Below are 12,383 nucleotides of genomic sequence, written 5' to 3'. Positions count from 1 at the left end.
TGCGGCCCGGAAACCCGGACTGCTGACCGCGCGTAGCGCAGCCGAAGGCGTCCCCGCGATATCGCTGTCAGGAGGGACCACTCCGTAATCCGGGTTCGTTCGTACGCCCTGTCCATCCTAATCATCTACGCGGCAGGCAGTCTGGTTATGCCCCTGGACCGTCTTCACCTCATCGAGCCGTTCGTCCACCACGAAAACGCGTTTTTGCCTACTTTTACCGCTCGGGTAAAAGTAGGTCGCCGGCTACGCCGGCGAAACAGCCACGCCCGCCAAGCACGACAGCCCATCAAATCCCCCCCAAAACCCCCGCCAACTGTTCCACGTGAAACACCCTCAAACCTCCCGCCTCACGTAAGCGGCAATCTGCAGCGTCAGCAAAGCCAAATCCCTCTGCAAGGCAACAAAACCCTCATTCCTCTCCCGCGTCCGCTCATCCATATAAAGCGGTCGCCGGATCTCGATCTGCAGGCTGTTGCGTCGTTCCGCCGGGCGCCCGATCTGGGCGATGAGCTGCACGCCCTTGTACGGGTCGTTGCGTGCGACGGTGTACCCCATGCCTCGCAGTTCCCTCTCTACCAGATCGACCAGCCCCGGCTCACACGTGCTGCCATCCCGATCCCCCAGCACAAAATCCGCCAGCGGATGCGGGCTCTGGATCTTGAGCCGCTCATAGGCGTTGTTTGGCATGGAATGCAGGTTCAGGTGCCAGACGGCACCGAAGCGCTGATAAGCGCCCTCCACCGCCTCCGACAGCGCTGCGTGGTACGGCCGGTAGTAGCGGTCGATGCGGGCCTGCACTTCGGCTACCGTAAGTTTCCGGTCGTAGATCGGCGTCTCGGCATCGATGTTTCGCCAGATCAGCCCATAGCCCAGCCGGGTTTTCTCACCCGGAGCCAGGGGGGTCGGCCAGGGCGCATCCAGCTGATCCGGATCGATGTCGTCCAGCATGCGGTTCGGGTCGATATAGACCCGCGGAAAGGTTGCCGCGAGCAGCGTACCGCCGACACGAGGCACGCTCTCCCACAGCGCATCGATGTGTGTATCCTCGCCGCCACGCAAGCGCTCAGGCGCCACTGCGGCGCCGAAGTCCGCCGGATAGACGGTGCCGCTATGCGGCGAATCGCACACCAGCGGCAAGGCTTCGTCCTGCGGCAGCGCCAACGTGAACGGCGCGACGGTGGTCGTTTTTACGGCTTCGGTCATGCGTCAGTCCAGCTTGATGTTGGCCGCCTTGGCCACGCGCGCGTATCGCGCCATGGCCTGCTGGATCTGCACCTTGAACTGGTCGGGCGTGGTCGGCACCAGCATGCCGCCCGATTCTTCCACCTTGCGCTTGAACTCGGGGTTCTGCATGGCCTTGTGGATGGCCTGGTTCAGGCGCGTAACCACGGCTGACGACGTACCGGCCGGTGCGACGATGCCGAACCAGCCACCCTCACCCATGTCCTTGTAGCCCAGTTCCGCATACGTGGGTACGCCCGGCAGCTGCGGTGAACGGCTCGCGCCCAGCACCGCCAGCGCACGCAGCCGGCCCGATTTCACGTGGGGCAGCGTCGACGAAAGATTGTCGGTGATGGCATTCACCTGCCCTGCCACGGCGTCGTTGAGCGCCAGGCCTGCGCCCTTGTACGGCACGTGCAGCAGGTCGATGTGGGCCAGCATCATGAAGTTCTCGATATTCACATGGCCCAGCGAACCGGCGCCCGGTGAGGCGAAGGTGTACTTGCCCGGGTTGGCCTTGGCCAGCGCAATGAACTCCTGCATGGTCTTGGCCGGTACGCTCGGGTGCACGGCAAAGACGCTGGGAATCGCCACCACATTGGTCACCGGCGCAAAGTCCTTGATCGGGTCGTACTTCAGCTTCGGGTAGACGGCCGGGTTGGAACCGTGCGTACTGACCGTGGCCATGCCGATGGTGTAGCCATCCGGGTCCGACTTGGCGACCTGCTCCATGCCGACCGAGCCCCCTGCTCCACCCTTGTTCTCAACAACGATGGGCTGGCCAAGCTCGCGGCCCGCGAACTCCGCTACCAGGCGGGCCGACAGGTCGGTCGAGCCGCCCGCCGCGAACGGCACGATCAGGCGGATGGGCCGGTTGGGATAGGTAGCCTGTGCAAATGCGCTGCCGGTAAATGCCAGCATGGCGGCAGCTGCGGTGCCGGACAGCATGAGTTGGCGGCGCGACATCCGGGCTCGGGTCATCGGGCTTTCTCCTGTTTTTTGTGATGAATAGCCGCCCGAGTGTCAGCCGTTTACCGGCCGGAGGCAAACGACTATATTGCACCTTCGCATTACCAAAGATCATTCTCTACCGTCCGGCCCATGCGCTTGCATTCCCCTTCGATGTCCGAGCTGCATGCCTTTGTCGCCGCCGTGCGGCTGGGCAGCTTCACGCGTGCAGCCGAGATGCTCTGCGTCACGCAAGGGGCGGTAAGCCGGGCCATTGCCCGGCTCGAGGAGCACTTCGGCCAACCGCTGATCCAGCGCAATGCGCACCGGCTGATGCTGACCGGCGCCGGTCAGCAGCTGCTGGATGCCGTGGCAGGTCCGCTCGCCGCCATCGAGAACGCCAGCGCGGCACTGCGTGCCGGCGACCGGAGCCACCATCTCACGCTGTCGGCCGTTCCGACGCTTGCCAGTGTCTGGCTGGTACCGCGGCTACCCGACTTCCACCGGCGGCACCCGGACATCCGGCTCGAGTTCGTGCCCTACCGCCGCGACGAGGATTTTTCCGGTGCCGTGCCCGATGCGGCGCTGCTGGCCGGTGAACCGGGCAAGTGGCCAGGCTTGCAGGTGGACTATGTCGTGGGACGTGAGATGGTGCCGATCTGCCACCCCGACCGCGCGCGCCAGCGACAGGCGGCGGGGCGCTGGCGCGAACCCGCCGAACTCATGGATGAACCCCTGCTCTACCACACCACTGCGCCCGCCAACTGGGCGAACTGGTTGCAGGCGGCAGGCGTACCCAACGCTGCGCCAAAGCTGTCGTCGGGCTTCGACCAGGTGTCGATCCTGATCCAGGCGGTGCGCGCCGACATGGGCATCGCGGTGCTGCAGCGCTGCCTGCTGCACGATGAACTTGCCGCAGGCCGGGTGGTGGCGCCATTCGATCTTCCGATACGGCTGCAGCGCGGCTATTTCCTTTGCACACCAAGGGAACGACGCGATCACCCTGCCCTTCGGTGCTTTCGTGAGTGGCTGCTGGAGACGGCAGCGCAGGATTCGGCGGCTGTCGCCGACAACAATCATTCCGAGGAAGGATGATTCAGCTTATTTTTCGCCATTGAATATTCATATAAAGAATCACAAAGCCACATTCAACAATAATGATTCTTCAAACGGATTTTTTTAATGAAAATTACGAGTTAGCATCCGTTTTGCGAATATAAGTGAGCAAGCCTATCGGTCAAGCCATCTCAGTATCCATATGACAAATAAAAAGGCCCGCTAACGCGGGCCTTACTATTCATCTATCAACTAACCCTACGGTTCATGCAGCTTTCTTCGCCAATCCAAGGTAGGTCTCGATCACCTTCGGATTGCTGGCCAGCTCCGCCGCCGGTCCCTCCATCGCCATATCGCCGGTCTCGATCACATAGCCGTAGTCCGCCACCTGGAGCGCCGCGCGCGCGTTCTGCTCGATCAGCAGCGTCGCCACGCCGGTCTGGCGCAGGTTGCTGATGATGTGGAAGATCTCCTTCACGATCAGCGGCGCCAGCCCGAGGCTGGGCTCGTCGAGCATCAGCAGCTGCGGCTTGGCCATCAGCGCGCGGCCCACGGCCAGCATCTGCCGCTCGCCGCCCGACAGCGTGCCGGCGTCCTGTCGCGCGCGTTCGCGCAGGCGCGGGAACAGGCCGTAGACCACATCCATCTGGTCCAGGAAGTTCTTCTCCCCGGCTCGCTTGCGCCGGAAGGCACCCAGCAGCAGGTTGTCCTCCACCGTCATCGACGCGAACAGCTCGCGCTTCTCCGGCACCAGGCACATGCCGCGCGCTACGCGTCCTTCCACCGGGATACCCGCCATGTCATGGCCGAGATAGCTGACCGTGCCGCTGGACGAACCATTGACCGGCAGCGCACCCATGATGGCGTTCAGCATGGTCGACTTGCCGGCGCCGTTGGGGCCGATCACCGTGACAATCTTGCCGGCCTCCACTTTCAGGCTCGCGCCGTGCACCGCTTCCACCTTGCCGTAGCGGACATGGAGGTCCTTCACTTCGAGGATCGGGCTCATATTGCGTTCCTTGTCCACACCGTTACTCCACACCGCCCAGGTAGGCTTCCAGAACGGCCGGGTTCTTCTGCACTTCCTCGGGCACGCCTTCAGCGATGCGCGTGCCGAACTCCATCACCACGAGGCGGTCGGTCAGGTTCATCACGAAGTCCATGTCGTGCTCCACCAGCAGCACGCTCATGCCCTCCGCCTTCAGCTTGCGCAGCAGTTCGGCCAGCGCCTGCTTCTCCTTGTAGCGCAGGCCCGCGGCGGGCTCGTCCAGCAGCAGCAGTGCCGGGTCGCAGCACAATGCGCGCGCGATTTCCAGGATGCGCTGCTGGCCCAATGCCAGGCTGCCGGCCTCCATGTACATGCAGTCTGCCAGCCCCACGCGCTCGAGCTGCCGCCGTGCTTCGAACAGCAGCTTCTCTTCCTCGACGCGATTCATGCGCAGCATCGCGGCCGACACGCCCCCTTGCGCGCGGAAGTCGCCGCGCAGGTGCGCGCCGATCGCCACGTTTTCGAGCACCGTCATGGTCGGCAGCAAGTGCACGTGCTGGAACGTACGGCCGATGCCGCGCTTGACGATCTCGCGCGAGGGCAGACCCGATATCACTTCGCCGCGATAGCGCACCTCGCCGCGCGTGACCGGCAGCACGCCGGTGACCAGGTTGAACGTCGTCGACTTGCCTGCACCGTTCGGCCCGATCAGGCCGACGATCTCGCCGGCGCGCACCTGGAAGCTGACGTCGTTCACCGCCACCAGTCCGCCGAACTGCTTGCGCGCGGCGCGCACGTCCAGGATCAGCTCGCCGGCTTCGGGCTTCTGCCTGACCGGGAGCGCATCGGCAACTTCCGGCGCATGCACCGGCGGGCCCGACGGAAACAGCCGGCGCAGGAACGGCCACAGGCCATCGCGCGCGTACTGCAGCAGCAGCACCAGCAGCACGCCGAACACGATGATCTCGAAGTTGCCGTTGGCGCCGAGCAGCTTCGGCAGCAGACCTTGCAGCGTGTCCTTGAGGATCGTGAGCAGGCCGGCACCAAGCACCGCGCCCCATACGTGGCCCACGCCACCGACCACGGCCATGAACAGGTACTCGATGCCGTAGTTCAGGCCGAACGGCGTCGGGTTCACCGCGCGCTGCAGGTGCGCGTAGAGAAAGCCCGAGACGCACGCCAGCACCGCCGCCACCACGAACACCACGACCTTCATCCACGCCGTGTTCACGCCCATCGCCTCGGCCATCACGCCACCGCCCTTGAGCGCGCGCATGGCGCGGCCCGGACGCGAGTTGAGCAGGTTCTGCACGGCCAGCACTGCGAGCAGCACCACGGCCCAGATCAGGTAGAACATCGAACGGCCCGACTGCAGCTCGACGCCGAACAGCGACAGCACGGGAATGCCATTGAGCCCGTCGTACTTGCCGAGGAACTCCAGATTGCCGAACAGGAAGAACAGCGACAGGCCCCATGCAATCGTGGCCAGCGGCAGGTAGTGGCCGGACATGCGCATCGTGATCAAACCAATCACGTACGCGCACGCCATGGTGATCACCAGGCCCACCAGCAGGCCGAACCACGGCGACAGCCCGAACTGCGTGGTCAGGTACGCGGTGCTGTACGCGCCGAGCCCGACGAACGCGGCCTGCCCGAACGACGTCATGCCGCCCACGCCAGTGAGCAGCACGAGCCCGATCGCCACGATGCTGTACAGGCCGATGTAGTTGCCCAGCGTGATCCAGAATTCCGGCGTCGGCAGCACCGGCATCAGCGCCAGCACCACGATGCACAGCAGCGTCAGCACGCGGTTGCGCTGCAGGCCGGCGCGGGTGCCGGCGCGTTCGCCGCCCACGGCCGCCTGCTTGTCGGTCAGCATCGTCATGGCTTATTCCTCCTCCTCGACGTGCTTGCTCGTCAGCGAGCGCCACAGCAGCACCGGAATGATCAGCGTAAAGACAATGACCTCCTTGAACGCGCTGGCCCAGAAGGACGAATACGATTCGAGCAGGCCCACCAGCAGCGCACCCAGCGCTGCGATCGGGTAGCTCACCAGCCCGCCGACGATCGCGCCGACAAAGCCTTTCAGGCCCACGAGGAAACCCGACTCGTAGTACACGGTCGTGAGCGGTGCGATCAGGATGCCGCACAGCGCGCCCATGGCCGCGGCGAGCGTGAACGACAGCCGCCCCGCCTGCGTCGTACCGATGCCCACCAGGCGCGCGCCAAGGCGATTCACCGCCGTCGCGCGCAGCGCCTTGCCCTGCAGCGTGCGCTCGAAATAGAAATACAGCGCGCCGATCAGCAGCGCCGATACGCCCACGACCCACAGGCTCTGTCCCGAGACGCTGAGGCTGCCCACCTCGAAGCGCGCGTCGGAAAATGCCTCGGTACGCGAACCCTCCGCGCCGAACATCACGAGCCCGAGCCCCACCAGCGCGAAATGCACGCCGACCGAGACGATCAGCAGCACGAGCGTGCTCGCTTCCGCGAGCGGCTGATACGCGAGGCGGTACAGCATCGGCCCGAGCGGAATGATCACGAGCAGCGTCAGTGCGATCTGCGCCAGCATCGGCAGCGGCTGCGCGCCGTATTGCTGGACGAGCCCGTGCACCGCCAGCGGAAACACGAGGTACTTGCCGGCCAGCACGCCGAGCCTGCGCGCGAGCGTGCGGCGCAGTTCCGCGCTGCGCAGCACGGTCACGGTTTCATACAGGAACGTCAGCACGCCCATGGCCAGCAGCAGCCAGCTGGTCTGCGGCACCTGCCCGGCCTGCATGGCGGCCAGCGTCAGCGCGCCATAGGCGACGAACTCCCCTTGCGGGATGAAGATGACGCGGGTCACCGAAAACACCAGCACCAGTGCCAGCGCCAGCAGCGCGTAGATCGCGCCTGAGGTGATCCCGTCTTGCGCCAGGATGGCGGCAATCGAAAGGTCCATTGTCTCCCCGTGTTGTGGAATGACCTGCCAGCAAGCCAAGGGGGCGGACAGGGCGCGATGTGCGCTGGGATTACGGAATGGTAAACGGGTTGCCTATTGCGGAAATACAGGGCAACCCTAGTATCAGGAACTGAACGATGACATGGATGAAAAAAGAAAGCGCATGGGGTTCACCATGCGCCTTCCTTTTCTGCTCGTCCAGCAAACAACCAGCCGCTTACTTCGTCAGCAGCTTCCACTTGCCGCCGACGATCTGCACCATCACGCGCGAGCGCTGGTCGAAGCCGAGGTGGTCGGTCGGGCTCATGTTCATGATGCCGTGCGATACCGGCAGGTTCCTGATCTGCTCCATGGCGTCGCGCAGTCCCTTGCGGAACTCCCTGGTGCCCGGCTGGCCCTTCTTCAGCGCTTCGGGAATCGCGTGCTGCAGGATCAGGCCCGCATCCCACGCATGGCCGCCGAACGTCGACACCTGGCCGCCAAAGGCCTTCTCATAGGCCATCTTGTAGGCCATGGCCGGCTTCTTGACCGGGTTGCTGTCGGGAAGCTGGTCAGCCACGAGCAGTGGACCTGCTGGCAGCAAGGTGCCTTCGCAGTCCTTGCCGCACACGCGCAGGAAGTCGGGGTTGGCGATGCCGTGGGTCTGGTAGATCTTGCCCTTGTAGCCGCGTTCCTTGAGCGCCTTTTCCGGCAGCGCCGCGGGCGTACCCGAGCCTGCGATCAGTACGGCGTCAGCATTGCTGCCCATCATCTTGAGGACCTGGCCGGTCACCGAGGTATCGGTGCGCGCAAAGCGCTCGTTGGCGACGACCTTGATCTTGCGCATCTCCGCCACCTTGGCGAATTCCTGCGCCCAGCTGTCACCGTAGGCATCCGCGAAGCCGATGAACGCCACCGTCTTCACATTGTTGTTGGTCATGTGCTCGGCAATGGCTGTGGCCATGTGCGAGTCGTTCTGCGGCGTCTTGAAGACCCAGGCGCGCTTGGCATCCATGGGTTCGATGATGCGAGCCGAAGCGGCCATGGTGATCATGGGCGTTTCGTTCTCGGCCACGATATCGACCATGGCCAGCGAGTTCGGCGTGACGGTGGAACCGACCACGACGTCGACCTTGTCTTCGCTGATCAGCTTGCGCGTGTTCTTGACTGCCGTGGTGGTGTCGGACGCATCATCGAGGATGATGTACTCGACCTTCTTGCCCGCGATCTCCTTGGGCATCAGCGAGAAAGTGTTCTTTTCCGGAATCCCCAGCGATGCCGCCGGACCTGTAGCCGACACCGTGACCCCCACCTTGACCTGGGCGCTGGCTGTGCCGGCAACAAGGGCAGCCGCAGCGATGGCCAGCAGGCTGGCGCGCTTGAAGTTCATCTTGTCTCCTTCGGTTCCTGAAAACGGAAAGGCATCCGTACGGCCCCGGCCGCCGGATGCCTCTTGTTTTATCGACCCCTCGGGTCAGCGCAGGCACATCGCTGGCGCCTGCGTCCTGCAAGGATGGAGCCAATGGATCCGTCCCGTCTTTCCCGTCCGCACCACTCCCCCGGAGATGCCGCGGCTATTCCCCGACCGTACGGTCGGGAATGCGGATCGAGTCTAACACAGCGATTTATCGCGACCAGCAGGATTAACCCGCATCGCAGTGCAGCGGCGTCAGCGCAGGAATGCGTCCCACGCCGTCTTCAGGATCAACGCGCTGACCACCACGATGAACACCTTGCGCACGAAGCCGCTGCCGTGGCGCAGTGCCAGCCGGCTACCCACCTGGCTGCCGGCCACGTTGGCGACAGCCATGACCGCGCCAAGCTGCCACCAGATATGCCCCTTGGCGGCCAGCAGCAGCAACGCGGCCAGGTTGGTGGCCAGGTTCACCACCTTGGTGGAAGCCGAGGCGTGCAGGAAATCGTAGCCGAACACACGCACGAACACGATCATCAGGAAGCTGCCCGTGCCCGGCCCGAACACGCCGTCGTAGAAGCCGAGCGCGGCACCCGCCAGCAGCGCGGCGGCACGTTCGCGCGTGCCGCTGAGCGAGGGCGCGTGCTCGGTGCCGAGATCCTTCTTGGCCACCGTGTAGGCCAGCAGCAGCACCAGCACGAACGGCAGCGCCTTGCGCAGCGGCTCGGCGGGAATCATGGTGAGGGCCCAGGCACCGGCCATCGAGAACACAAAGGCCGCCACCACGGCCGGCGCCGTCGCGCCCCAGTAGATGCGCACGTTGCGCCCGTAGCGGATCGCCGCGTTGGCTGTGCCGGCGACCGACGCCACCTTGTTGGTCCCGATCAGCGTCGCCGGCGGCATGCCGGGAAAGGCCGAAAACAGCGCCGGAATCTGGACCAGGCCGCCGCCGCCGGCCACCGCATCGATCAGGCCGGCGAGAAAGGCGGCAACCGCCAGGAATGCGAACTCCATGATTGCAGGAAGAGAGAAACGAAAGGGGAAAGAAGAAGGGGGAATGCGACGGGCTGGGCGTTCAGCCCAGTACCTTGGGTGCCGGTGCCAGGTTTCGGTGCCACAACCCGTTGGCGTGCCGGGCAAATCCTGCCGGCGGGGTATCGTCGGCCAGGCCGGGTGCAAGCAGGATATGGCGGATGCCGTGGGCGCGGCACCACTCAGCCAGCGTGGCCAGGCAGGCCTCCAGGCGATTGTCACTGACGCCTGGCACCGCCGCGGCATCGGCCCACCACTCTGTCGCGCACGCCACTAGCCCGCCGAGCGCGAGGCTTGGCAGCAACGCCACCGGCAGGCAGGCGGCGATATCGCCACCGCTGGTTGCCGCCAGCAGGCATACCCCCTGCCCGGACTGCGCCAGCAGCCCTTCCAGCACCAGCCGCCGCGCTCGCGCCGCCGGCACGGGCAGCGGTGCGGCCGCCTGCAGCCAGGCGTCCAGCCGTGGCGCGTCGGCACTAGTGCCAAGGCGTACCTGGTGCTGCGGGAACGATTCGGAAGGATGGGAAGCGGCGGGATGGGACGGCATGGCAGGCTGCAAGGCAAGCCCGCATTGTCTCATGTGACCCCGAGCCCTGTTATGCCGTTACGGCATCGGCGCCCGGAATTGGTGCGGGTGAGGCAAAAGTCACCCAGGAATGAAAAAAGCGTTGCCGAGGATCACCCGGCAACGCCCTTTATTTTATAACGCTGCTACCCGACACCGGGTGCGCGCCTGTCGTCTCCTCGCTTCCGCCTCCATTTAACCTGCGAAAACCGTGTGTGAAATGTAACGAAGCGGTGCAGATGGGACAAGCTAGAAGAAACCCTAGCCCCAATATCGGGCATGTCGACCGGTGATCACTCCTGCTTGCGGCCGATGCGGGCGATCAGCTCGCCCATGATGCCGCGGCGGAAGGTCAGCACGCAGATCACGAAGATCGCGCCGATCACCATGGTCACGGACTCGCCAAGCGAATTGAACCACTCGATGCCCGTTGCCGAAGCCAGGAACGAGCCGATGTCGCCAAGCTTGTTTTCGAGCGCCACCACGATGAAGGCGCCAACAATCGGGCCCGACAATGTGCCCAGGCCGCCCACCAGCGTCATCAGGATCACCGAGCCCGACATCGACCAGTGCACGTCGGTCAGCGTCTCGAAACCCAGCACCAGCGCCTTGATCGAGCCCGCCAGCCCGGACAGCGCGGCCGACAGCACGAAAGCGGTCAGCTTGAAGCGGTCGACATCGTAGCCGAGCGAGATCGCCCGCGGCTCGTTCTCCTTGATCGCCTTCAGGATCTGGCCGAACGGCGAATGCACGGTGCGCACGATCAGCGCGAAGGCGGCCACGATGATCACCAGCGCCACGTAATACAGCGTCAGGTCGTCCGACAGCGACAGCACGCCGAACAGCTTGCCGCGCGGGATGCCCTGCAGGCCGTCCTCGCCGCCCGTGAACGGCGCCTGCAGGCAGATGAAGAACAGCATCTGCGCGAGCGCCAGGGTGATCATCGAGAAGTAGATGCCCTGGCGGCGGATGGCCAGCGAGCCGACCACGTAGCCGATCAGCGCGCCTCCGGCGGTGCCCAGGATCAGCCCGATCTCCGGCGTCACGCCCCACACCTTCATGGCCTCGCCCGAGATATAGCCTGCGCCGCCGAAGAACGCCGCGTGCCCGAACGACAGCAGCCCGGTATAGCCGATCAGCAGGTTGAAGGCGCACGCGAACAGCGCAAAGCACAGCACCTTGAGCACGAACACCGGATAGGCGCCGGCCATCGGCGCCACCACCAGCGCCAGCAGCAGTAATCCGTACAAGAGTTTCTTCTGCACGCCATGGCCCTCTTTTGCCTGTCCAGCCTTGATCGTCACGGTGGATTCTGCACGCATCACTTCTCCCTCCCGAACAGTCCGGCCGGACGCAGCAGCAGCACGATCACCATGATGAAGAACACCACGGTCGCCGATGCTTCAGGATAGAACACCTTGGTCAGCCCTTCGATCACGCCCAGCCCCAGGCCGGTCAGGATCGAACCCATGATCGAACCCATGCCGCCGATCACTACCACTGCGAACACGATGATGATCAGGTTCTGCCCCATTAGCGGCGAGATCTGGATCACCGGCGCCGCCAGCACGCCGGCAAACGCGGCCAGCGCCACGCCGAAGCCGTAAGTCAGCGTCACCATCAGCGGCACGTTCACGCCGAAGGCTTCCACCATCTTGGGGTTCTCGGTACCCGCGCGCAGATAGGCGCCGAGCTTGGTCTTCTCGATCACGTACCAGGTGGCAAAGCACACCGCCAGCGAAGCCACCACGACCCATGCCCGGTAGTTCGGCAGGATCATGAAGCCAAGATCCGTGGCGCCTTGCAGCGCGTCCGGCGTCTGGTACGGCAGGCCCGATACGCCGTAGATCGAGCGGAAGATCCCTTCGATCACCAGCGTGATGCCCAGCGTGAGCAGCAGGCCGTAGATATGGTCCAGCTTGTAGATCCAGCGCAGCATGGTCTTCTCGATGACCACGCCCAGCACGGCAACTACCAGCGGCGACAGGACCAGCATGATCCAGTAGTTGAGCCCGGCGTACTCCATGCCCATCCAGGCCAGCACCGCGCCGAGCATGAACAACGCGCCGTGCGCGAAATTGATGACGTTGAGCAGGCCGAAGATCACCGCCAGGCCCAGGCTCAGCATCGCATAGAAGGCGCCATTGACGAGGCCCAGCAGGAGCTGGGACAGCATGGCGGGAAGGGGTATTCCGAAGATGTCCATGGGCATCCGTTGCTGGTTGTGTCTTCCCTCTCC

Annotated in this window: 11 protein-coding genes; 1 reads left to right on the top strand and 10 read right to left on the bottom strand. The window is 64.5% G+C overall.

Annotated elements, in window-relative coordinates:
* Positions 1 to 333: 333 nt before the first annotated feature.
* Together LDO29_RS12965 and LDO29_RS12960 are read right to left on the bottom strand one after the other, a co-directional pair.
* The gene (locus LDO29_RS12965; RefSeq protein ID WP_224080190.1) at positions 334 to 1,203 is read right to left on the bottom strand and encodes an N-formylglutamate amidohydrolase; all 870 of its coding nucleotides are present in this window, start codon (positions 1,201 to 1,203) and stop codon (positions 334 to 336) included.
* Between the two features lie 3 nt (positions 1,204 to 1,206).
* On the bottom strand, positions 1,207 to 2,202 hold the full coding sequence (locus LDO29_RS12960) for a Bug family tripartite tricarboxylate transporter substrate binding protein (protein WP_224080189.1): 996 nt from the start codon (positions 2,200 to 2,202) through the stop codon (positions 1,207 to 1,209).
* A 120-nt stretch (positions 2,203 to 2,322) separates the two neighbouring features.
* Between LDO29_RS12960 and LDO29_RS12955 the strand changes: the two genes are divergently transcribed.
* Positions 2,323 to 3,264: a LysR substrate-binding domain-containing protein gene (locus tag LDO29_RS12955; protein WP_224080188.1), complete on the top strand. Its 942-nt coding sequence runs from the start codon at positions 2,323 to 2,325 to the stop codon at positions 3,262 to 3,264.
* A gap of 226 nt (positions 3,265 to 3,490) precedes the next feature.
* Here the strand turns inward: LDO29_RS12955 and LDO29_RS12950 are convergent, their stop codons facing one another.
* From LDO29_RS12950 to LDO29_RS12915, 8 genes are all read right to left on the bottom strand, one after another.
* Positions 3,491 to 4,234: an ABC transporter ATP-binding protein gene (locus LDO29_RS12950; RefSeq protein ID WP_224080187.1), complete on the bottom strand. Its 744-nt coding sequence runs from the start codon at positions 4,232 to 4,234 to the stop codon at positions 3,491 to 3,493.
* Positions 4,235 to 4,256: 22 nt separating this feature from the next.
* A complete protein-coding gene (locus tag LDO29_RS12945) occupies positions 4,257 to 6,098 on the bottom strand; it encodes a branched-chain amino acid ABC transporter ATP-binding protein/permease (RefSeq protein ID WP_224080186.1) in 1,842 nt (613 codons plus the stop codon).
* 3 nt (positions 6,099 to 6,101) lie between these two features.
* Positions 6,102 to 7,154: a branched-chain amino acid ABC transporter permease gene (locus LDO29_RS12940; protein WP_224080185.1), complete on the bottom strand. Its 1,053-nt coding sequence runs from the start codon at positions 7,152 to 7,154 to the stop codon at positions 6,102 to 6,104.
* A 217-nt stretch (positions 7,155 to 7,371) separates the two neighbouring features.
* Positions 7,372 to 8,523, bottom strand: coding sequence for an ABC transporter substrate-binding protein (locus LDO29_RS12935; RefSeq protein WP_224080184.1), 1,152 nt, complete (start codon positions 8,521 to 8,523; stop codon positions 7,372 to 7,374).
* Positions 8,524 to 8,802: 279 nt separating this feature from the next.
* Positions 8,803 to 9,561, bottom strand: a complete 759-nt coding sequence (locus LDO29_RS12930) for a sulfite exporter TauE/SafE family protein (RefSeq protein ID WP_224080183.1) — start codon at positions 9,559 to 9,561, stop codon at positions 8,803 to 8,805.
* A gap of 61 nt (positions 9,562 to 9,622) precedes the next feature.
* Positions 9,623 to 10,126 (bottom strand): hypothetical protein, encoded by a 504-nt coding sequence (locus tag LDO29_RS12925; protein ID WP_224080182.1) that lies wholly within the window; start codon positions 10,124 to 10,126, stop codon positions 9,623 to 9,625.
* A gap of 311 nt (positions 10,127 to 10,437) precedes the next feature.
* The gene (locus LDO29_RS12920; RefSeq protein WP_224080181.1) at positions 10,438 to 11,466 is read right to left on the bottom strand and encodes a branched-chain amino acid ABC transporter permease; all 1,029 of its coding nucleotides are present in this window, start codon (positions 11,464 to 11,466) and stop codon (positions 10,438 to 10,440) included.
* Positions 11,466 to 12,350, bottom strand: coding sequence for a branched-chain amino acid ABC transporter permease (locus LDO29_RS12915; protein ID WP_224080180.1), 885 nt, complete (start codon positions 12,348 to 12,350; stop codon positions 11,466 to 11,468). Before LDO29_RS12915 ends, LDO29_RS12920 begins: the two co-directional genes overlap by 1 nt.
* Positions 12,351 to 12,383: the final 33 nt, after the last annotated feature.

Origin of the sequence: Cupriavidus laharis, assembly GCF_914271435.1 — a bacterium.
Classification (GTDB): domain Bacteria; phylum Pseudomonadota; class Gammaproteobacteria; order Burkholderiales; family Burkholderiaceae; genus Cupriavidus; species Cupriavidus laharis.
Note: the sequence above shows the minus strand (reverse complement) of the source record. Positions and strands in the feature narration are given on the sequence as shown.